This is a genomic window from Terracoccus luteus (genome assembly GCF_003635045.1).
Classification (GTDB): Bacteria; Actinomycetota; Actinomycetes; order Actinomycetales; family Dermatophilaceae; genus Terracoccus; species Terracoccus luteus.
The window spans coordinates 3,195,187-3,217,452 of sequence record NZ_RBXT01000001.1; the positions used below are offsets into that span (position 1 = coordinate 3,195,187).

Genomic DNA, 22,266 nt, shown 5'->3' on the forward strand with positions numbered 1-22,266 from the left:
CACCCTGAACAACCCTCGCCCGGGGGCACCACCCGGCCCGTCCCTCACCTCGGTGCCAGACGTGTGGGACGAGGAATTGGCTGGTCGCGAGGATGTCAGGCGGGCGAGGGCTGGCTTCGGTGAGGGCCGCCGTCGGTGTTCGGTGGGGGATGTCCATCGGTGGCACCTGAGTGGGCTCAGCAGCGACGGCCTGGCGAGCCCAAGCTCGGAATGGCGAGCGGTCAGGTCTGCTGCACGGGGCGCAAATGGCGGGCGTCGAGCCAGGTCTGGATCGTGGTCGGTCGAGCATCGTCGTTGACGACGTAGACCACGAGCGCAGACCACGTGCTGCTGGCTGGGTCCCGGCGCCACTCGACGACGACGCCCGGCCACGGCCCGGGACTCTCCGCCGGCCCTTCGACCCAGCAGTGATGACTCGGCTGACGACGCGGCCCGCCCGGCGTGACCACCGGACGGTCGCGCAGCGGCACGCCCCTCCCGCGTCCCATGCCGCCTGCCATCCACCCATTATCGCCCATGCCGAACAGATGTTCGAGAGCGCTGGGCGGCTCACCCGGTGCCGCCGGACGCTGCCGGGCTGGATGCTGTCCCGGCCATCGGGTTTGCCTCACGTATGTACACGACCGAGGAGTCACGATGTCCGAGTCCCTCCCCACCGCCGAATCCGCCCGTGCCCGGCTGCGGGCGGCTCAGAAGTCCGAGTCCGACGCGCTCAGCGCTGTCACCGCTGCCCTGAGGGTGCGGGACCGTGCGCGGGAGCGGCTCGACCGTGCAGAGACCGCGCTCGGCGAGGCGCAGGTCGCGCTCGTCCAGGTGTCCGGGCTCGCACGGGCCGAGCGGCTCCTCGGCGAGCCGGTCGGCGCACTCCGGCAGAAGTCTCGAGAGGCCGGGCTCAGACGCTCACAACTCGGATGACCGCCGTTACGGCCTCGCCCAGGTCGTTCGTCGCTCCCGCCTCAGCCCTCAGGGATGGGCGCATAGGGTTGGAGCCGACTGAGCGGCATACGGGCGCGAACGCGTCACTCGACGCCGCAGGGAGGAGCGATCACCCGATGGGCGACCCGGTCGAGACGGATGCATGGCAGGTCCTCGGGGAACGGTCGATCTATGAGAGCAAGTGGGTCACGCTTGGCAAGGCCGAGGTGGTGCTGCCGTCCGGGCAACACTTCGAGCACCACACGGTGACCATGCCGGAGGCGGCGATGGCGGTCGTCCTCGATGACGCCCGGGACCACGTGCTGCTCAGCTGGCGACACCGGTTCGTGTCCGACGTCTGGAACTACGAGCTGCCCGGTGGTCTCGTCGAGGCGGGCGAGGATCCCGCGGCGACGGTGGCGCGGGAGATCGTCGAGGAGACCGGCCACCAGGCCACGTCGATCCGCCACCTGGTGAGCTTTGAGCCTATGGTTGGCATGCTGCGGAGCAGGCACCACCTGTTCCTCGCGACGGGAGCCGACCGGGTGGGCGAGCCCAGCGAGCGCGATGAGGGGCACTTCGAGTGGATCCCCGTGACCGCCGTACCCCGGCTCATCGACGAAGGAAAGATCCTCAACTCAGGGACACTGATCGGCCTGCTGCACCTGCTCGCTTTCGCACCGCGCGCGGATCGCGAGTAGCCGCCGGCGCTGTCGCTCGGAACCGTGCCGCTCGGCCATGCCCAGGGCTCGCTCGGCCTCAGCGGCGGCCGCGTCGAGCTCACCAGCGTTGAGGTATGCCGTGGCCAGGTCCGTGTGCAGCGACGTGGCTGCGCGCACCGAGTCGCCTTCGGCGCGGCTCGCGACGTTCGCCGCGTCAACGGCCTCGAGGTCGCCGAGTTTCGCGAGACAGTGCGCACGCCAGCGCGCCAGGTGCTCCTCGGTCAGCATGAGGTAGGGCACCTCGCTGCCGTCCTCAGCCAGCAAGAGGGACGCCGCCTGATCGAGGCATCGACGAGCGGCTGGTGCGTCGCCAACGCTGGCGTGGCACTCTGCGGCCGCGGCCGCCAGCCAAGACCTCATGACGGGAGGCGTGTTGCTCGACTGGGCAACAGCGACCTCCACGGATTCGCCTGCCAGCACAGGATGTTCAGTATCGAGGAGAACGAGTCCCTGCTGGGCGACGACGTGCGCCTCGATGGACGCGTCGCCGCCTTCGAGCGCTGCCGCCTTGGCCGTCTCGTGGAACTCCCACGCCGACGCGATGTCGGCCCGGTCGAGTGCCTGCCACCCCGCCAGGGCGGCCGCCTCCGCGAGGGCGCGGGCCACAGCAGGGCGACCGGGGCCGACGGTGCGATGCAGGACTGACGCGATCTGCTGGGTGTGGGCCTCGATCTGCGCGGCCTGCAGGGCCGACCCGAGGCGCCGATCGAGCAGCCGCAGCATCTGAGTCTGTGCCTCGAAGATCTCCACGAGGTCGCGGTCGACGCGGATCAGTGCAAACGGCGTCTCGCGCACCTCTGCGACGCGACCGGTCTCGTCGGGTGGCACGAACCCCAGCGCCTCAGCGGGCGCGTCGTAGAGCTCGATGAAAGCCCGTTGGTAGGCCGGCACCGTGACCGCTCGCTCGCCGGACTCCCAGTAGGCGAACATCCGCTTGAGGGACGGGCCCTCCGGCGCGACACAACCGCCACGAGCCACCACGGCCTGGAAGCGACGCATTGCCGCGGCCTGGACAGGGTTGTCAAGAGATTGTCGCAGCGCTTGCCTTGATGTGAGCCGACTTGCAAACAAGGACTCCATGAGGCACCTAAGACCCGCATACGCTCTCCGCACGCCCGGCCCATCATGGTTTGTCACACCGACATAGTGAAGTAGAATGACGTAACGGATTCGGTTGGCATCGACTCCTGAACAATATAGATCGCCTAAAGCCCTATCCACATCCGGCCAAAGCGAGGGATCGGCCACCCCTATCCGCCACAATTTGCCGGCCGCGGTTGCGTCAGGGTCCCAAGCGCCTAAGGGACCTCCGTACGCCCTGATCGCAGTGGTTCGCATGCTTCGCGACGGAGATTGTGCCCATGAAGCCGCCAACCTACGGCTGAGTTCTCCATCTCCACCCATGACGAATGGTATGCCCACAGCAAGCCCCGCGGCCTGATTTCCCAAGGGGCGGTCAGACTTGGCCCAGGCGCGGAGTAATTCACGTTCTACCGTCTTCGGCTCGGCAGCGAACAGAATGCCGGCTGCTATCCCGCATGCGACCGTGGCGGCCTGGGATCCCTCACATGCGAAGTCTCGTGGCCACATAAGCATCGAGAGTCGGGCGTCCAGATCAAGGTTGTCCCATAACCAAGTGAGGACGGAACGCGTGTCATAAGGTGGGATCATCTCAGTGATCTCCACGTTCACCGCGCCAAAATGTGTTTGCGCCTCCCGTTTCGCTGATCTCCAAAAGGGGGACCTTTGAGACGAGCCGCCCAATATTTCAAGATTCGCCTGTGCGCTCTCTCGGGATTCAAGCAGCCGCCTTAGGCGGGTTCCTGCAGTGTGAATCACATCAGCAGATAAGCCTGCTCCGACAGCGGCCGCGATGAGTTGGGAAATCTCGCCTGGTGATCTGCCCGGCTCGATCCATTCGTTAAGCGCGTTTGCGACGGCGCTACCGCTATGCTCTTCCAGTAATTCGTGCGCAGAGAACTCTGGGCGCCGCTGAAGAAGCGCTGCCAAGCGAGCGGCATCCACGTAACTGGGCCCATCCATCATGCTCAGCGCCTGCCGAAGTAGTCGCGACTGTTCGGGGGCGAGCATCACCTGTTCTGCGAGTGCACGCGCGAGTGCCGAAGGCTCAGGCGGGGCAACTGCGACCACCTTGCAGATTGTCTCCAGCCCATGGATCTGCGCGTTCTTCTCCGGACTCATGATGAAGACAAGCCACTTGTCGCCGCCAGCTAGCATCGCTCGCAGGTTCGACAGGCGCGCCAAGCTAAGCCCCGTGACTAGGTTCGCATCGTCCACACCTATGAGCACACCAAGTGATCGAGGCTCTGGGTCACTTACCAGGAATTCGATTGCAGTTATAAGTGTGCTCGCGTCAGTGTCAGCGGGCAACTCAATGATGCGCTTGGCGCCGCGTTCCAGAAAGCCCATGGCAACACTCGTCCGACGACCGGACGCGCGCTTTCCCACTACTCCAACAATGGAATTTGACGAAAGCGCAGCCACAAGATCTCGCTGAGAGGGTGGGGTGAGAAAGGTGGCGGCTGTTGTCCTTGCAAACGCCGTAAGGTCCGTAATCTGGATTGGCGGGTCATTGCGTTGGGATATGTTGATGTTACCGTAGATTCTATTGCCAGCGAGGTGGTTCCCTGCGAGAACTCGATCGGCGGCGAGCGTATGCACGCGACTGGCAATTTCGTCGACATCGATCCCTTCGGGGGGATCCTCATCATGCTCCAGAGGTTCTTCATCTGTAACGGCGCTGGCGGGCACCCCCGCTTCGCCCTCCCCCTCCCCCATCAGAGACGGCTCCTAGTGAAGATCATCATGACCATTGATGATTACCGCCACAATGAACTTGGACCCCTTCGCCCCGAGGATAGCCTCGGTCGCGATTCTCTGTTGCTGTCCTGCTACGTCCTCTGAGAACTCCCGAGGGTCAGTGTTGCTGATCTCGCCGCTCGACGCCTTGGCCTCACGCGCCTGGTGAACGACTTCGAGCGTGAGCTCTCGATCTCCGGCTCGAACACGCAACCGCTGCTTACGCTCGGTGGCTGAGTAGGGGGACCTGCCAGCTTCGCTGGCCGCGACAGCGGGTGTCACGCCCGATCCTGGCCCGAGGGCGGGGAAGGTCACTTCCGCCGCTTTCATGAGTGAGTCGCTCACAACACCTCCTAGTTGCCCTGGCGGGGATCCTACTCGGAGCGCGCGACGAAGAGTTCGTAAAGTCCAACAAAGTAGACTTCTTCACTGGGAGTCCGCCCAGCGGTCCCGCACGCGTCTCCCACGAGGATCCTTGCCCGCCGAAAGCCCCGGGCGGCTCTGAGGCACCGGGGAATATCGTGCCTGACCCTGAAACATGAGGAGCAGCGCCCAAGAGGGAGGCGCCGCCCACTCGCTCCACAGCGAGATCCGAGGCGGCGACTAGACCCTCCCCGCAGAGGACTTATTGCCGCACGGCCTTCCAGCCAGCCTGCACACCATCCACCGTGGCCACGGTGCGCCCTAGCGTGGCTCTTTCCGGGGCCTTTCCGGAAGCAAGTTCTCCATGCCCCAGCAGGGAGATGGCCAATGCGCGGCGTGAGAACGCTCATGCCGACACCACTGCCGCAAGTTGGGACTTCCCCGCTACTCCTCACCCTCGAAGCGATCAAGGAATCGACGCCATTCATCCGTCTCTCGATTTCGAGCCTGTGCCAGCCGGCGTATATCTGTCAAGAGCGAACCCTCTTCGTCCTTCGATGTTTTGGCCAGTATTTCGAGCAGGACCTCAGTGCTCAAAGTGCTCTGCATCTTCTTGCCAGGGCTCGGCGGAATCCACCGCGGAGCCATGTGGGGCCGGATCCCATAGGTGAGCGCCGTCTCCTCTGTCCATGGCGCAAATGAGTCGGGACCTTCCTGGTGGCGTTGCGGGACCTCATAATGCACAAGCTGCCAAGTTGAGCGGCGCTGCTGGTCGATTACACAAAACAGGAGTCCAACCATTCTGTGCCCGTGAAACACGAAGCCCTGCCATAATGTCGGCTTGGAGGTCGTGGCAACATGGTGGGCGGGGCTGACGGTCATTCTTAGGCTGGCGGTCGGCGCATTCAGTGTGATTTCGTCATCGTCCACTACCGCAACGGCATCTGGTATCTGACTCCGCAGTTCGTCTGCAGCTCGAAAAGCCAGTTCCTTTAGATCCTCGAAGGATTCGCGGGCAGCGGCCTGTAGGCGCGCCTCAAGTCCCTGTAGCCTATTCTGAACCGCCACTGAGCGATGCATCTGGACTTCCCGGTCAGCAGCCTTCTGGGCAAGATGTGTGACGGCGACCGACGTGGATGTCGCCGAGACATTGCTCCTGAGGATGTCGAGGACGTCCTGAGCGTTGCGTGGCCGTTTGGCGGGATCCTTATTGAGCAGACGGAGCGTGAGACGTTGAAGTGTCGGATTACCCAACGGCAGGGGAGACGGCTCCTTTTCGCGATGAACTCGTGGCCAGTCGTCCCCTCTTTGCACCACGAACGGGCGCTGCCCCTCGAGCAACTCGTAGGTCAAGACCCCCAACGCATACAAGTCCGTCTTTACGGTTGCCCGCTGACCGGTCCAGATCTCGGGTGCCATGTACGGCCGCGTCCCGGCTCCCATAAAGGAGTGACTGGCAGTGCTTTCCTCAAGGTTACGGGACATCCCGAAGTCCGCCACTTTCCAGACCCCTCCCACGCGGAGCACGTTCGATGGCTTCAGGTCTCGGTGTAAAATGCCGAGGCCAGACAACTCCACTAAGCCCTCGACGACCTGAATCAGCACGTGGATCTTCGAGATGAGGTCTGAATACTCGCCCCGGAGTTCGTCCAGATTGCCGTCGGCTCGGGGCATTACAAGAAACAATTCGTTGTTGAATTCTGCCGTATCGAGTGGAACCAAGAGGTGCTCAACTTCCGCTCCGTTTGCCGCAGCGAATTGGAGCAACTCTCCTATGTCAAACTCTCTCTGTCGACGCTTCAAATCGAGATTGTCGGCAGCTCCCGGAAGTGCGACCCGCTTCACGGCAACGGGAGCCCCGTTATCAGAAGCACTCGCATGGTAGACATCCCCGAAACCGCCCCTCTTAATTGACGTAGGATCTACTTTCCAAGTTCGTCCGCTACTGCCTGTTATGATCAAGGAGCTATCTCCGGCCTCTGAATGGTCCGCGTACCGATTTCTTTTGTCGATGGGCTCACGCTGACGCGCGCACACTGGCTACGCATTGTATATCGAGGGCGGGAGGGCAGGGCGAGAATGCTTCACTCAAACTCGTACGGGGTCACGTGCCGCTGTCTCGATCGACCAGATGGCCCACTGATCCCGTTTGCGCTCGATCCGGTGAGCATGGCGGACGCAGTCCCGACCCTCGGAATCGATCCTAGGGGCGACTCTCGCCCCTAGGACGGGCCATGGGGCAAGCGCATGAACCCGGCCCTTCGTGGCCGAGGTCCACAGTTGTGCTGCGGACGTGGGTCTCTTCGATCATGGCAATTCTGGCCCTAGCGCCGCGTTTCTGCCAGCTCTCCCACGCATCCTTTCAGTGCTCGATCAGTTCGGCATTCGGCTTCTCTTCCCGCGCTTGAACCGGCCGAGGCACCCGGGTAGGCGGAGTCCGAGACTGCGAGCTTGGGCCGGCGAGCCGATGCGCCGGCGCTTGAGGGCGAGCACGGCTCGCCAGGCGAAAATGAGCGTCAGGCGGTGCGCACTAGTCTGACCCAAATCGGTGCGTCACCAACTACAGCCAATTGCCAACGCTCGAGATCTGTGAGCGTACCTCTGACTTGGCCAGCCTTTGGATCTTTTCCGCTGCATCATTTGGAGAGGCATCATCAATGATCGCGCTGAGACCGAGTGGCCGACAGCGCCTACTTGGCGAGACCTCGTAGTTCGGGGCGAAGGAGGAGCGCCGAGTGGGCGTCGCTCCAGTTGCTGAACGCATTAACGATTGTGTCTAGCTGGGCTGGTTGCGGATGTCGCTGCTGCACTTCGCGGAGAAACTCGTGAGTGCATCGAGATCGGTCAACATAGTCAACAAGTGTGACGAGCCAAGTCCGCGCCGTGGGGTCAGTCATGAGCGGGAGGGAATCGGGCTGTAGATCGACTGGCGGGATGGGTAGCACCTCTATTGCGAGCTCTCCAAGCGTCTTCAGCCATCCGTTGTTTGGTCTGACGCGGAAGAGTTCGTATCTGATGGCGGGGCGCAGCTCAGGGTTGTCTCCTCGCAGAGCACGGAGTGCATTCGCGTTGAGCTGGGAGTCGAAGAGGCGGGACTTACCACGGAGTCGCTCGGCAACGTCGGATGAGTAGTTACCAAGCAGGTCATGAGTCCTGGGAGCGCGGCCGTCGCCTGAACTCGTCCTTCGACCGCGCTCAGCGAGACCCTCCAGTTCATCGGCTATTCGGAGCAGTTCCTCGGAGGCATCGGGCAGCAGGGGCATGAAACCGCGCATCACTTGCGGATCAGGCACAAATAGGCCGGCGATGTCCGCCACGACGATGGCTGAATTTGGTCGACTTCCAAGCGGTGCGCCAGTGAGTCGATGGACTAGGTACTGACGAAGTTGGTCGACCGGGAATTGCGGCTGCGGCGGGATTGAAATGTCGAACAGCGGCTCGTGAAGCTCATGGAGGGATTTGCCCGTGGCGGCGCGGGCCAGCGCGGCCATGAACGTCATGGTGAATGCCCCCTCGCGGTCTGAACCTCCGAAGGAACGCGTGGTCGACATCTCGTCCCGAAGAGTGGCATTCTCCGACACGAGTCTGTTCACGCAGTCGTATCGCTCCCAACGCAAGGACATTCCGGCCGTCTCGGCTGCGTATTCGTTCCACCGGGCAGCCTCGCAATATGCCTGCGCGAGCCAGGTCGGGCCGCCCTGGTATCTGTCCCACTCCCGGCTCCGGAATAGTTCAACAGCTCCTGCGGCGTCGCCAACTTGCAGCAGAGCGGCACCTTGCGTACGGACGTGCTCGTGCCAAAGGTCAGCTGGCAGGAGGGAGGCTTGGTATCGTGTGATCTCATCGCCTCGTAACAGGCGAAGTTGGGCCTCGACCTTAGGGGCCATCTCCCTCACGCTCTCACCGAGTTCGCGGACGAACCGTTCGTCGTGCTGTCTCTTCTTTGCCGCCTCGGCTTGCCAAGCTCCTTGTACGACAGGAGGGTCCCCCGTTTCGAGCATCATTCGGTGATAAAAGGCCTCTATGGCGTCCGGAGTGGTCTCATCGCTCAGCGATGGGCGAGGGTTGTACCAGGCGGCCGCGCGTTCGTGGATGGCGCGTATTTTGTCTCGCTGCCGAGGGTCTTGGGCCATCTGGGACAACATCGTTCGCCGCACTTCGGGCTGGTGGTGCAAACTTCCGTCCGGTGCCCGTCGGACTAGCCATACCTCGTCGGCAAGGCTGTCAACCAAGGCCTCGGCATCGCCTTCGGTGAGGTTCTTGAATCCGCAAGGCTCGGCTAACACCTCGCGCACTAGACCAGGGGTCACTCGCCGCAACGCAAGACCTGGGTGCGCGAGCCGGCGAACACGCTGGTCCGGGATGTGTTTGAGGAAGCGGTCGTAGAGAAGCGCTCGTCGAAGTTCCTCATTCAGTGCCGCATCGATGCCTTCGCTTGAGAGGAACTCTTCTCGGTGACGCAGGCCAAGCTTTCCGAAGAAACGGGCAGCGACGTGAAGGCTCAAAGGATTGCCGCCTACGAGCTGCGCCAGCCGTGGCGCCACAGCCTCGGCGACCCCGAGTCGGACCAACAGTTCGGCAGCAGCAGGCGCCTCGAGGTCGCCGAGCTCCAAGGCACGACCGGGCATGGCAGAGAACGCCGCTCGGCCGGAGACGATGGCCCGTAGTCCGCGCAGACCCATCCCGTAGTGCAGGCGTGAGAGCCAGTCGGCCATGACCGGCTCGGGATCGTTCCAGCTAGACCGAGGCCCGACATACGGCCGGGCGCGCTGCCACTCCTCGAAAGTGTCTAGCACGAGGATGACCGGCTGGTTGGCCCTAGCCGAACCGTCAATGACCGTGCGCACGCGCGCTTCGAACGACGAATAGCTGCGGATGGAGTTCTCAATGTCTGGGCTCGAACCCGTCGCGATTTCCCGGCGGCCCAAGCGAGCCCTGGTCTCGGCCTCACGCGCATCGCTCAGTGACTGAGCAAGCTCGGGCCACGCGAACGCAAGCTGACGCGTCACCTCATATCCGAGCTCAGCCTCGGTGTTTGGCCGGAATGCGACGCGGTCGAGATCCATGACAATAATGGCCGGCTCTGATGCCGATGGGGGCGAACTGACTTGGCGCCGAAAAACGAGCTCTCCGAGCAGGGTCGACTTGCCCGTTCCCCCGGGGCCCACAACAGTGAGCAACTGCATCGGACCGTTGAGCTCGATGGGCATGTCAACGAACCGCTCGAGGACCGCTTGAATATCTTCCCTTCCGACAACACCGTGGGCGAGGAGACCCTCGTAGCTGGATCGGATCGATGCGACGTGCGCTCGGCTTGCAGACCACGCCAGTCCGGTACCGACGTCAACCAGCGAAGACGCCCAGAGGAGAGCCTGGGCGACGTCAGCAGCCGAGGCATTTGCTACAAGATCGGAGGGCAGTGGCGCTTCCCCCGACAGCATCGGCCAACCGGGCTGATGGCTGGCGTCGAACAGACGCGACAGTAGCCCTCGAAGTACTTCTCCGGCACCGTCGGTGGCGATGCTTTGTGCCTCAGCGACTGCGTCTCTCAGCGCGTCTCCTGTGCTGTCGCGCAGACTCTCAAGCGTTAGTCGCCGCGGGAGGGACCTCTGAGTCCAAAGCATGCGTCCGCGCACGACCGCGCGGTCGAATTCTGCCGCGACTGCTGCCAGCAACTCGCTGCGCTGCGCCGGGTCCCACTGTTCAGGCACGAGGTCCCTTGGATGGATCGCACCGCTCACCGCAGCAAGGACACGGACTCGTTCCAGGGCTGAGGTCTCGGCACCCAGGAGTCCCTCTGGTTCGGGTGCTGCGCTCTGTAGCCCACGGGTAAAGGCCGCCATCTCCTCCGGCGGGCGATCCGTCCACGCCTCCACGAGGGCACGCAGGGCCGGATCTTCGGGCTTCGGCTCCGGCGACGCGGTGCTCATGTGCCGATCCCTTCAGCTGCGTGCATTGCCATGGCTGCCGCAAGCATTCGCGCCAGCTTGGCGCGTGCGTCTTCGGCGATCTCGTACGGGCCCGCGTTGGGGAGTTCTGTCTTTGAGGCCGCGAGCAGGGTCTGCACCAAGGGTCGTTGTTGCCCTACGAGATCGTCAGGGGAACCCGGTGGCAGAAGGCTCCGCGATACGTCGTCTGCCGTGGGCTCCTCGAGGTACTCGACGCTTGACTCGAAGCCGCTGGGTAGAGACTCGCGCCATCCCGCGAGCACAAGTCGAACGCCGGGTGCGCTGGGAAGTTCGAGTATGAGTTGGCGGACGAGGTCTATGACGATGGGTGAGGCGTTCGCTGACGGACTTTCGAACCCCTCCAAGACAAGCCATGCGCCGGTGTGACGGGCGATGCGTTGGAGCCTTTTCGCGAGGTCGGGCGCGGTCTGGTTGCGGGTGTCTCGCTGGCGAGTCGTCAGGCCGCTAGGCTGTCTGGGTGGAAGCCCGGCGGCGAAGGCGCCCGCCACCTTTGCCGAGAAGGAGTCGACGTCATCGCCTTGACAGTTGGCCACGTCGATAGCTGCGTAGGTACCACCGAACTGCGTCACGAGGGCGTGCACGAGATGTTTGGTGAATCTCAGTCCTAGACCCGGGTCACCCAGCACCGCCAACAGCCGGTCTCGAGCAGGTGCTTCCACTTTCATACCTCGCCAAATACGCGAGATTGTTACGTGGCGCCCAATGACCGTTCGATTGATAGGCGAGCCTTGGGGCCCAGCTATCTCTACGGTCGCCACCACGGGTGCAGCGTCCGGCAGTTCCAGCCCAGCCAGTTGCGAAACCCAAGGAGTCACCGGGACGGCGCGGTTGTTTGCCGCGTCTTGGACAGCAGGTGGAAGGACCCCGCCGGCTTGGTGAATCCCGATGACACGGAACTGGGAGTCGAACACGGGCGCGCCGGACGAGCCTCCGCTGGTGTTGGCCGAGTGGAGCAAGCGGAGGGGTGGGTCCCCGAGACGCCGATCAACCCGACCTATCGACCAGAGCAGCGGCAGGCCCTTTCCTGCCCCATCGCTCGGATGGTGCAGAACATGAACTTGAAAGGGCTGCCGAGGGAGCCGCCTCGGCGGCTTCACGGTGCGGAACGGTCGCGGGTGGGCGAGGCGCAGGATTGCGATATCCCAAGGACCTTCAGCGCCGATACCGTCCGTGCTGTCAATCTCGAAGGTGTTGCTGAGCTCGTTCACAGCGGGGGGGCTGTAGAACGCAAGCCAACTCGCCGCCAAGGGGGCGGGCGTCCCTTTGAGCAAGGTTGGTTGATCGGAGTCCTCAAGAAGGTCGGCCATGTCACCGAAGGTGACGCTAACCCGCTTGCTTGATCCAGGCAGAGGGCTCGATCCACCCGTCGGAGATGCATCGACGAGCGTCCCCACTAAGTGTGCTGCAGTCGCCACAAGGGTGGGTGCCACGAGGATCCCGGTCCCTTGCTGATCTCCATCGACGTCGATCCGGCACACCAAATCGCTGGCAAGAAGCATTCGGCGCGCAGCGACGCGGGCGTCGGTCGGAGAGTAAACAGACGATGTAAAGGTCTGCAGGGACCCGATCCGACTCAAGATCTGGTGCTCTAAGCCGTTCGTGGCCATCTCGGCGGCCTCCGCGACGAGTTCGGCCTTCACCAGTTCCGCTTGGAAAGCCAGTGCTTTTCCTTGGCCTGCGGCATTGACAAAAGCGCTTGCCACGTAGTCGCAGGGGTCCTCATAGTCGGCCGTTCTGATCCCAAGCTGGTCGAGCAGATTGCGAATACGAGGGATGTCCGGCTTGACTGAGGCGGCAAGGGCGAGCACGTCTGGGTCCCAGTTGACCGTCGATGTCACCATCCGGGCACTCCCGCCGCCGCGAGATCCGCCGTCGCGCCTTCCAAGGAGTGGGCCCAGTTCACACGGCCAGGATCTCCTGCAAAGTGGATACCGAGTGCAAGGCGCCCCCCGGCCTCGAGGTCCACCACGATTGAGCCGGAACTGCCTCCCAATGTGCTGGCATCGTGTCCGATCACCCACCGCCGCACATCTCCTGCCGCGTCGCCCCTCCCGAAGGTGAGGATCCCCGGCGTCAGCCGTTTCACACCCTTGACGCCCGCAAACAGGCTGGCGAAGACATCCGGCGTCGTGGTCCGTGCACTGCCCGGAAATCCAACCACGTAGATCAGACGTCCACGCGTGGCGAGAGCGCCTCGGGTCGTGGGGTCGTCACCCCGTGCCACCTCGACGGGGGTGGGAAAGGGCTGACCTGAAACCTCGGAGAGCTCCAACACGGCCAAGTCAAGACCGCTGAAGTTCACCCCTCGAAGGGACGTGCTCGCGAGACTTGGGTCGCCTGGCCTCCCGACAGCGACAACTGATCGAATCGGGAAGAGCCTTGAAGTGGATGGGTTACCAACCTCGCCGCCAAAGTCGACCGCCACACCTCCCTTAAGGGTGCCGGTGAACCTGCCCTTCACTCGAGACGAGTTGTGGGAGATCGCCTGCAAAACATGGTAGTTCGTGACAACAATCCCCTCATCGACGGCCCAAGCCGTCCCTTGATACCCAAGGGCGGCATCCGGATCGACGACCCGCCCCGTGGCCTCGCACGCAGCCCGTACGTGCATCTGTGCCTGCGAGAGAACGGCGGCGTAGTCCTTCGCAGCCGGAGCCGTAAGGTCCACGAAGTCGTCCTCCACGAACAGGACGGGGCGTGAGCCGTCGCTGTGAACTACAGCTTCGAGGGCGGCGCGTTCAACCGGTCCAGGGTTTGCCAATGACCCTTGTTCGACCAGTTCGCGAAGACCCGCTGTGGCACCGGCTGTCAGGCGAGCCAGCGCATCTGCATCGGCCCGTTGGCCAAGGTGGGCCTCGAGGTAGTGAACATCGTCCATTAGGCGTGCCAGCAGCTCAGCCGGATCAGTCATCTGCTCCTCGTCGCCAGCAGAGGCAGACTCCAGTGCATCACGATCCCGCGAGCCAAGCAGCCGCCTATAGGCCGACCCCGTGGGCATAGCGCGCCTCCGATGCTGGACGGTCTCGCCGTCGTCCGCGACGACAGTCCGCCGCAACTTGACAGCCCATTATCTCCCAAGAGCGCCCGGCCGTCGCCAAAATACGTCACCATCAAGCAAGTGCGCATGCTGTGGGATAACCGCTAGGAGGCCGGGATGAGCGACGAGATCAACGTGTCAACCGACGAACTGCTTCGCAAGGCATACGGCTCGGGGGGTGTCGAGGGCCTCGACGACGCCGGCTACGCGGCCCAGCTCGGGCTGTATGCGAGGACGCAGTACACCTTCTACGTCGCCTTTCAAGCGCTCGTAGTGGTCATCGCCACCGCGGTCGTGGCGGCGCTTGTCATTACGGTGCTACGTCTAGTTGACGGAATCGACCCCGCGACGGTAGTTGCCGGCTTGGCCGCCATCGTCGGTGGTGTCGCAACAAAATTCCTGAATGACTCTGCGCGAGACGCGAAGGAGCGGTACCTCGAGGCGCTCGCTCTCTACAAGGGCCAGTGACCAATACACGCCCCCTGCGCCATCCTTTGAAGCACAGGTCGCCACCCATATCCGGCTCTTGGGACCTGAGGTGGGAGCTCACGCCAGGCGCGGGTCGGCGAAGGCCCCGCCGATGAGGAGCATCCGGAGCCGGTAGTTGTCGCGGTTTCTGAACCCTCGAGCGATCCTGCGGTGGAGCTCGATCAGTCCATTGACGGCCTCAGTGCCGCCGTTGTTGGTGCGGGCGGTGGTGAAGTAGGCCAGGAACGGCTCACGCCACTGCTTCAGGGTCCGGCCGAGGCGCGCGATCTCCGGGATCGGGCACGAGGGGAACGAGGCGAGGACGTGCTCGGCGATCCTGCGCCCCGCCGCGAGGTCTTCCTGGTGGAACGCGGAACGCAGCTCCTGCTCGGCCTGCCACGCGACGAACACCTCGTCATGGCCCTCGTCCTGAACCACCTCCACCACGTGCAGCCCGGGCAGGCCCACAAGAAGATCGCAGTTGCCGCAGTACACGGTCGGGGAAGAGCAGCACGCAGCGGCGCACGCCGTAGGCTCGGTCATCGTCGAGGTCCTCGCGGAGCAGAAGTTTGGTCGCTACTGATCCTGAGGGCCTCGACCTCTCATTCTGCGCACCACGAGGAAGGGCGTGTCACCACCGCTCCCACCTCAGGTCCCAAGAGCCCCATATCCACTCCACGCGACGCAATGTCTGGCGCTTGTCCCTGATGCGGCGCACACGGCTGCATCCACCTTCGGCGGCCGACACCGCTCGTCGTTTGGTTCTGTGGCGAATGCAAGACAGGTTCGCCGGACTCAGGTCGAGCTGCTCGATGCCGACGCGATGCGCCCCGTCACCCATGCAGCCGACCTGGATGGAGCGCGCCACCGCTAAAGACGCAAATATCGAGATAACGCCAACGAGGGCCTGCAACCCAGCTATGCCACATCGGGGAGATTATGTCGTGCGCGCACTTCTTCGATATCGAGCAGCGAGGTCGCAGGACCAAGTTGACCATCGTCCGTCGCTCCGACGAACAGGGCCTCTCGTTGCACGTTTGATTGCACGGCCGCCATCGGACGGCGTTTGACCTGCAGAGCTGCGCGTGTCTGAAAATCGGAGGGTCGCAGATTCCACTCCAGACCGGCGAATATTGGGAAACGTGAGGTGCAGATTCGGAACCTTGACGGAGGCCGCCGAGAAGATTGCTATATCAAGTCAGTGAGCTCAGATATCGCCGCATCGCGGACGGCGGTGAGCGCGTCGACAGCCGTACGTGACGCACGCGCCGCCTCGGCGAGCTTCTGGCAGTCGGCCAGGGTGTGCAGCGACAGGGCGAGGCGCACGACCGGCACCTTGCTCGGTGCCATCGACAGCGACGTCACGCCGAGCCCGACCAGAACCAGAGCGAGCAGCGGGTCGCCGGCGGACTCGCCGCAGACCCCCATCGGGCGGTCGACCGTGGCCGCTCCGGCACAGGCCGCGGCGACGACGTCGAGCACTGCCGGCTGCCACGGGTCGAGCAGATCTGACAGCGCGCCCTGCATGCGGTCGGCCGCCATCGTGTACTGCGCCAGGTCGTTGGTGCCGAGCGAGCCGAAGTCGACCTCGGTCAGCACGTCGCGCGACCGCAGGGCCGCGCCAGGCACCTCGATCATGACCCCGGCCTTCGGCAGCCCGTTCTCGCGCACGCGGCGGGCGAACCACGCCGCTTCCTCCGCCGTCGCGACCATCGGCGCCATGACGCGCACGTCGGCGCCGGTGTCGCGCGCCGCCACCGCGAGCGCCTCGAGCTGCGAGTCCAAGAGCTCGGGCCGCTCGGCCGACAACCGCAGGCCACGGCGCCCGAGCGCCGGGTTCTCCTCCGGACCGAGGTCGGCGAACTTGAGCGGCTTGTCGGCGCCGGCATCAAGGGTGCGAACGACGACCCGCCGCCCCTCGAACGGCGCGAAGACGCCCCGGTAGATCTCCGCCTGCTCGTCGACCGTCGGTGCCTTGGTCGCCGAGAGGAAGACGAACTCGGTGCGGAACAGACCGACGCCCTCGAGGTCCTGCGCACCGGCCGCGACGGCGTCCTCGACGCCGCCGATGTTGGCCAGCAGCGCGACCGCGTGCCCGTCCGACGTCTTACCGGCCCCCGACAGCTCGGCCAACGCCGACGCACGGCGCGAGGCCCGCTCGCGCTGGGCGGTGACGAGCGCCATGTCGGGCGCGATCGTCACCTCGCCGGAGTCGCCGTCGATCGCGACCGGCACCCCGGCCGGGATCGCCGTCGCCCCGGCGAGCTGCACGACCGCGGGGATGCCCATCTGTGCGGCCAAGATGGCGGTGTGCGAGGTGCGCCCGCCGGCCTCGGTGATGATGCCGACGACGCGCGACCGGTCGAGCGTCGCCGTCTCGGCCGGCGCGAGGTCCTCCGCCACGATGACACTCGGCTCGGTGAACACCGGCACGCCGGGCGCCGGCACCCCGAGCACCGCGGCCACGGCGCGCGACCCGACGTCGCGCAGATCGGCGACGCGCTCGGCGAAGTAGCCGCCGAGGGCCTCGAACTGCGCCGCGTACGTCTCGACCGCGCGGTCGATCGACGTGGCGCGGCCGTGGCCGGCGGCGAGCTCCTTGCCCGCCGCCTTGACCAGGCCCTTGTCGCGCGCGATGAGCGCGGTCGCCTTGAGGATCTGCTGCGCCGTGTCCTCCACCAGCGTCGCCCGCTGCTCGAGCGAGACCGCCACCGTCTCGAACGCCGCCTTGACGTCGGCCAGGGCCGCGTCGGCGTCGTCGACAGCCGCCTCGTTCTTCGGCGGGCGCACCGGCGGCGCCACCTGCACGACCGGCCCGAACGCCGTGCCCGGGCTGACCCCGATGCCCTGCCGGGTCTCGGTCTGCGCGCCCGTGGGCGCCGCCCCGCCACCCGAGCCGCCGGCACCGTCAGACCCGCCCGAGTGCGCCTCCGTGCGCGCAACCGTCGGTGAGGCCGACGCGTGCGGCGCGTCCGGCGAGGGGGTGGCAGCGTCGGTGTCGGCCGTCGTCATGGGTGCGTCCTCACTCGGTGGGGCAGGTGCTGCGGGCGTGTACTAAGGGGGCTGACCGGCATCCGTGATGGGCCCGGTCAGGGGCAGGTCAGGAAGGCGTCACTCGGCGTCGAGGTCGCGCGACAGCAGCGCGACGAGCGAGTCGAGCGCCTCGTCCGCGCCGTCGCCCTCGGCGGTCAGCGTGACCTCCTCGCCGTGCGTGGCCCCGAGGGCCATGACGCCGAGGATGCTCGTCGCGTCGACGGGCTCGTCGCCGTCCTTCGAGATCTCGACGTCGAGCCCCGTGTTCGTCGCGGCCTCGACGAAGAGGGCGGCGGGCCGGGCGTGCAGGCCGACCGACGAGGCGATGGTGACGGTGCGTGAGGCCATGGGTGGTGCTCCTTCGTTGGATGCGGTCACGTCGACCGGCACAGCCGTGCCGTGACCCCAGTCTGTCGTGAACCCCGTCCGCGTGTGGCGGGCGGGCGGTGGTGAGTGCGAGGTGTTCGGATGCCGGGCAGCCCGGCGGGGTGCGCCCCCGCACACCCCGCCCGGCCGGGTCAGAACCCAACCGGGCGGTGTGGTGCGTGGGCGCAGCCTGTCGACGCCGGGGCGTCGAACCAGACTCAGACCGTGCTCAGACCGTGCTCAGACCGTGGCGACGGCCTCGACCTGCTGCAGCTTCGGGTCGCGCGACTTCAGCGCGACGACGATGCCGCAGGTGACGAGCACGCCGGCCACGAGGGCGACGACGAAGAGGAGGAAGTTGCCGATGAGCGGCAGCACCCAGATGCCTCCGTGCGGGGCCCGCAGCGTCGTGCCGAAGGCCATGGCGAGCGCTCCGGTGACGGCCGAGCCGGCCATCGAGCTGACGATGATGCGGAACGGGTCGGCCGCGGCGAACGGGATGGCACCCTCTGAGATGAACGAGAACCCGAGCAGCCAGGCCGCCTTGCCGTTCTCGCGCTCGGGCTCGCTGAAGAGCTTCGGGCGGATCGTCGTGGCCAGGGCCATGGCGAGCGGGGCGACCATGCCGGCGGCCATGACCGCGGCCATGATCTTCAGCTGCGGCGCGTCGGTCGAGGCACCGGCTGCGGCCAGACCCGTCGTGGCGAAGGCGTAGGCGACCTTGTTGACCGGGCCGCCGAGGTCGAAGCCCATCATCGCGCCGAGGATGAGGCCGAGGATGATGGCGCTGCCGCCGCCGAGCCCGCCGAGCCAGGTGTTGAGGGCGTCGGTGAGGGCCTTGATCGGGCGGCCGAGCACGGTGATGAACAGGCCGATCGTGATGAGCGAGCTGAGCAGCGGGATGACGACGACCGGCATGACGCCGCGCACGCCCTTGGCGACCTTCCACGAGCTGACCCAGCGGGCGACGAAGCCGCCGATGAGACCGGTGACGAGACCGCCGAGGAAGCCGGCGCCCATCGTGGCCGCGACCGAGCCGCCGACGATGCCGGGGACGAGGCCGGGCCGGTCGGCGATGGCGAAGGCGATGAAGCCCGAGAGGATCGGCACGAGGAACCCGAACGACGCCCCGCCGATGACGAACAGCAGCGCCGCCCACGAGGTGAGGCTGAGCGGGTTGAAGTTCTGCGCGATGTTGTAGGCCGGGTCGGTCGGCGTGAGGCCGTACTTGACGATCTCGATGGCGCCGCTCTCACCGAGCGCGACCTGGGCGAGCATGAACGACAGGGCGATGAGGATGCCGCCCGCAGCGACGAACGGGATCATGTACGACACACCCGTCATGAGCCACTGGCGCACCTTCGTGGCCGTGCTGGCGCCGTCCTCGACCTTCGAGGTGAGCCCGCCGGATGCCGTGGGGCCGGCTGCCGCGGCGGCCGCGGCCTTGCTCGGGTCGGCCCTCCACTCGGCGGCCAGGTTTGCGGCCTGCTGCACGAGAGCGGGTCCGTCGCTGATGCCCTTCTTCACGCCGACGTCGACGGTCGGCTTGCCGGCGAAGCGGCCGGCGTCCTTGACGGGCAGGTCGTGGGCGAAGATGACGGCGTCGGCCTCGGCGATCTCGGCCGCGGTGAGCGGCGTCGTGCCGGCGGAGCCCTGCGTCTCGACCTTCATCGTGTGACCGGCGGCCTTGGCCGCGTTCTCCAGGCCCTCGGCCGCCATGTAGGTGTGGGCGATGCCGGTCGGGCACGAGGTGACGCCGACGAGCTTGAGGGCGCGCGGCGGTGCCTCCTCGGCGACGGCGGTCGTGGCGGCGCCACCCGCGGTCGAGGCGCTCGACGAGCCAGAGGCCACCGAAGCAGCGGTGGCGGTGGACCCGGCCGCGGCGGCACCGGTCGTGTCGCGCGTCGGGTCGCTCACGGCATCCGAATGCGTGGTGGTCGTGCTGGTCTGGGTGCTCGCGGGCTTGGCCGGCGCGGGCTGGTCGAGACCGACCTCGGCGCTGACGATGCGCACGACCTCGGCCTCGCTCGTGGCGTTGCCCAGGGCGGCCTTGAAGTCCTTCTTCATGAGGGCGCGGGCGAGCTTGGGCAGCATCTGCATGTGCGCGTCGCCGCCGCCCTCGGGGGCCGCGATGAGGAAGATGAGGCTGGCCGGGCCGTCCTTGGCGCCCCAGTCGATGCCGTCGGCGGCGCGGCCGAAGACGAGCGACGGCTCGGTGATGGCCGAGCTGCGGGCGTGGGGGATGCCGATGCCGCCGGGCAGGCCGGTCGCCATCGTCTCCTCGCGCTTGCGCACGTCGGCGATGAACTGGTCGAGGTCGGTGCAGCGGCCCGAGGCGACGAGGCGCTCCCCGAGGGTCCGGGTCGCCTCGTGGCGGTCGGCACCGGTGAGGTCGAGGACGACCTGCTCTTCGGTGATGAGGGACATGGGTGGTTCCTTTCCGGGGTCCACCGCGCGACGGCGGTGTCGGGTCTGCTGGCAGTTCGGCGTTCTGGGGTGATGCGTGGTGTGGCTGGTGCGGGGGTGGAGCGGCTCAGCTGATGGTGCGGGTGAAGTCGGGCTCGAGCGTGAGCTCGGTGCGGATGCCGTCGAGGTCGGCGGGCGCGGGCACCCGGCTCCCCGGGAGGGTGACCGCGGCCGCCCCCCACGTGACGCCGGTGGCGAGCGCGTCGGCCGGTGACTGTCCGGTCGAGAGGCCGTGGAGCAGTCCGGCGAGCATGCAGTCGCCCGCGCCGACCGTCGACAGCGGCGCCGTGATGGTGGCGCGGGCGTGGGCGTGGCCGTCGGCGGTGACGAGCAGGGCGCCGTCTCCGCCGAGACTGACGGCGACGAGATCGATGCCGGCCTCGACGAGCTCGCGGGCCGCGTCGCGCACGTCGGCCAGGGTCGGCAGGTCGTGGTCGACGAGCTCGGCCAGCTCTTCGTGGTTGGGCTTGATGAGGTGCGGCACGGCGGCGACGGCCTTGGCGAACGAGGCGCCCGAGCTGTCGACGGCGACCCGGCCGCCGCCCTCGCGCACCCGGGCGACGAGGGTGGCGTAGAGGTCGGCCGGCGCACCCGGGGGCAGCGAGCCGCAGCCGACGACCCACTGGGCCGAGGCCGCGCTCTGCGCGGTGGCGTCGAGCAGGGCCACCACGTCGGCATCCGTGAGGGTGGGGCCGGGCTCGTTGAGCTTCGTCGTCGTGCCGTCGGGCTCGAGCACGCTGATGTTCATGCGCAGGGTGCCCTCGACGGCGACGCTGCGGTGGGTGACGCCGGCGGTGTCGAGCAGCTCGGACATGAGGTGGCCCTCGGGGCCGCCGCTCGGCATGACGGCGACGGTCTGCGCGCCTTGGGCGGCGAGCGCCCGGCTGACGTTGACGCCCTTGCCGCCCGGGTCGATGCGGCTGCTCGTGGCCCGGTGCACCTCGCCGCGGCGCAGCTCGTCGATGACGATGGCGCGGTCGATGCTCGGGTTCGGGGTGAGGGTGACGATCATGCGGTGACGACCTCCGGTCCGGCCGCGCGGAGCTCGGCGGCGACGTCGTCGTCGATGTCGGCGTCGGTGATGACGACGTCGACGTCGGCGACCTGGGCGAAACGGTGCAGGTGGTCGTCACCGGTCTTGCTCGAGTCGGTGAGCACGACGCACTTGCGGGCGGCGGCGACCATGGCTTTCTTGACGAGGGCCTCGGACTGGTCGGGGGTCGTGAGGCCGCGGGCCACCGAGATGCCGTTGGTGCCGACCACGGCGACGTCGACGACGACGTCGGCCAGCGGGCTGAGGGCCCAGTCGCCGACGGCGGCACCGGTCGTGCCGCGCAGGCGGCCGCCGAGCAGGTAGAGGGTGACGCCGGGGTTGGCCGACAGGGTGGCGGCGGCGGAGAGGCTGTTCGTGATGACGGTCAGCTGCAGGTCGGTCGGCAGCAGCTCGGCCACGGCCTGCGTGGTGGAGCCGGCGTCGAGGATGACGCTGCCACCGGCGGGCAGCTCGTCGAGGGCGCGGGCCGCGATGCGGCGCTTGACGTCGGCGAGGCGGCTGAAGCGGGTGGCGAGGGTCGGCTCGACCTCGAGGCGCTCGACCGGGATGGCGCCGCCGTGCACCCGGCGCAGCGACCCGCGGCGCTCGAGGGCGGTGAGGTCGCGGCGCACGGTCTCTGCGGCGACGCCGAGGTCGTCGGCGAGGGCGGTGACCTCGACCCGACCGTCCTGGCGGGCCAGCGCGATGATGCGCTGCTGGCGCTCCGCTGCGTACATCGGACTCCTTCGTCCTGCTCCGTCGTCGTCGAGGGGTTGCTGCCGGGTCGTGCTGGCGGTTCTGGTGTCTCTGGCCGTGCTGGTCCTGCTCCCTTGCGAGAACTGAACCACGGATCCGAGGTGAAGTAAAGAGATTCGGGCGCCCGATTCTGTGGTTTTTGCTCAACCGGGCGTCCGGCCCGCCCGTTCCCACCCGCCACCCCCGGCCCTGGCCCTCGCTTTCTCGTCGAGAGGCCAATTAGGGCACACCGAAAGGCCAATCTCAGCGTGTGCCCGCGCGGTCCCGGGGTCGGTTGGCCTTTCGGTGATGTGTATTTGGCCTCTCGACGGGCCTGAG

15 protein-coding genes and 1 pseudogene are annotated in these 22,266 nt (G+C 66.4%); 3 read left to right on the forward strand and 13 right to left on the reverse strand.

Features of this window, described 5'->3' with window-relative positions; translation table 11 throughout:
- Positions 1 to 221: 221 nt before the first annotated feature.
- A complete protein-coding gene (locus DFJ68_RS18145; RefSeq protein ID WP_147431601.1) occupies positions 222 to 500 on the reverse strand; it encodes a hypothetical protein in 279 nt (92 codons plus the stop codon).
- Between the two features lie 136 nt (positions 501 to 636).
- Between DFJ68_RS18145 and DFJ68_RS14425 the strand changes: the two genes are divergently transcribed.
- A complete protein-coding gene (locus DFJ68_RS14425) occupies positions 637 to 915 on the forward strand; it encodes a hypothetical protein (RefSeq protein WP_121034283.1) in 279 nt (92 codons plus the stop codon).
- Positions 916 to 1,052: 137 nt separating this feature from the next.
- Positions 1,053 to 1,616, forward strand: coding sequence for an NUDIX hydrolase (locus DFJ68_RS14430; protein WP_121034285.1), 564 nt, complete (start codon positions 1,053 to 1,055; stop codon positions 1,614 to 1,616).
- Here the strand turns inward: DFJ68_RS14430 and DFJ68_RS14435 are convergent.
- The 6 genes from DFJ68_RS14435 to DFJ68_RS14460 all read right to left on the reverse strand — a co-directional run bounded on the left by DFJ68_RS14435 (position 1,554) and on the right by DFJ68_RS14460 (position 13,700).
- A complete protein-coding gene (locus DFJ68_RS14435) occupies positions 1,554 to 2,636 on the reverse strand; it encodes an NsdA family TPR-like regulatory protein (RefSeq protein ID WP_121034287.1) in 1,083 nt (360 codons plus the stop codon). The genes DFJ68_RS14430 and DFJ68_RS14435 overlap by 63 nt on opposite strands.
- 1,812 nt (positions 2,637 to 4,448) lie before the next feature.
- Positions 4,449 to 4,802, reverse strand: coding sequence for a hypothetical protein (locus DFJ68_RS18150; RefSeq protein WP_147431603.1), 354 nt, complete (start codon positions 4,800 to 4,802; stop codon positions 4,449 to 4,451).
- Between the two features lie 462 nt (positions 4,803 to 5,264).
- Positions 5,265 to 6,857, reverse strand: coding sequence for a serine/threonine-protein kinase (locus tag DFJ68_RS14445; protein WP_121034290.1), 1,593 nt, complete (start codon positions 6,855 to 6,857; stop codon positions 5,265 to 5,267).
- Positions 6,858 to 7,510: 653 nt separating this feature from the next.
- Entirely contained in the window at positions 7,511 to 10,750 is a 3,240-nt protein-coding gene (locus DFJ68_RS14450; protein WP_121034292.1) for an ATP-binding protein, read from the reverse strand.
- The gene (locus DFJ68_RS14455) at positions 10,747 to 12,630 is read right to left on the reverse strand and encodes a trypsin-like peptidase domain-containing protein (protein WP_121034294.1); all 1,884 of its coding nucleotides are present in this window, start codon (positions 12,628 to 12,630) and stop codon (positions 10,747 to 10,749) included. The genes DFJ68_RS14450 and DFJ68_RS14455 overlap by 4 nt, the downstream gene beginning before the upstream one ends.
- The gene (locus tag DFJ68_RS14460) at positions 12,624 to 13,700 is read right to left on the reverse strand and encodes a trypsin-like serine peptidase (protein WP_211333374.1); all 1,077 of its coding nucleotides are present in this window, start codon (positions 13,698 to 13,700) and stop codon (positions 12,624 to 12,626) included. The genes DFJ68_RS14455 and DFJ68_RS14460 overlap by 7 nt, the downstream gene beginning before the upstream one ends.
- A 243-nt stretch (positions 13,701 to 13,943) precedes the next feature.
- Between DFJ68_RS14460 and DFJ68_RS14465 the strand changes: the two genes are divergently transcribed.
- Positions 13,944 to 14,294 carry a hypothetical protein gene (locus tag DFJ68_RS14465; RefSeq protein WP_121034297.1) on the forward strand — a complete coding sequence of 117 codons (351 nt, stop codon included), beginning with the start codon at positions 13,944 to 13,946 and terminating at the stop codon, positions 14,292 to 14,294.
- A gap of 78 nt (positions 14,295 to 14,372) precedes the next feature.
- Here the strand turns inward: DFJ68_RS14465 and DFJ68_RS14470 are convergent.
- The 6 genes and pseudogenes from DFJ68_RS14470 to DFJ68_RS14495 form a co-directional block, all read right to left on the reverse strand.
- Positions 14,373 to 14,714, reverse strand: a pseudogene (locus tag DFJ68_RS14470) (ISL3 family transposase); the annotation flags it as partial.
- A 768-nt stretch (positions 14,715 to 15,482) separates the two neighbouring features.
- A complete protein-coding gene (ptsP, locus tag DFJ68_RS14475; protein ID WP_121034300.1) occupies positions 15,483 to 17,306 on the reverse strand; it encodes a phosphoenolpyruvate--protein phosphotransferase in 1,824 nt (607 codons plus the stop codon).
- Positions 17,307 to 17,405: 99 nt separating this feature from the next.
- Positions 17,406 to 17,675, reverse strand: coding sequence for an HPr family phosphocarrier protein (locus DFJ68_RS14480; RefSeq protein ID WP_121034302.1), 270 nt, complete (start codon positions 17,673 to 17,675; stop codon positions 17,406 to 17,408).
- 258 nt (positions 17,676 to 17,933) lie between these two features.
- The gene (locus DFJ68_RS14485; RefSeq protein ID WP_121034304.1) at positions 17,934 to 20,120 is read right to left on the reverse strand and encodes a PTS fructose transporter subunit IIABC; all 2,187 of its coding nucleotides are present in this window, start codon (positions 20,118 to 20,120) and stop codon (positions 17,934 to 17,936) included.
- 106 nt (positions 20,121 to 20,226) lie between these two features.
- The gene (pfkB, locus tag DFJ68_RS14490; protein ID WP_121034306.1) at positions 20,227 to 21,171 is read right to left on the reverse strand and encodes a 1-phosphofructokinase; all 945 of its coding nucleotides are present in this window, start codon (positions 21,169 to 21,171) and stop codon (positions 20,227 to 20,229) included.
- Complete coding sequence (locus DFJ68_RS14495) at positions 21,168 to 21,929, reverse strand: DeoR/GlpR family DNA-binding transcription regulator (protein ID WP_121034308.1); 762 nt, start codon at positions 21,927 to 21,929, stop codon at positions 21,168 to 21,170. Before DFJ68_RS14495 ends, pfkB begins: the two co-directional genes overlap by 4 nt.
- Between the last annotated feature and the right edge of the window lie 337 nt (positions 21,930 to 22,266).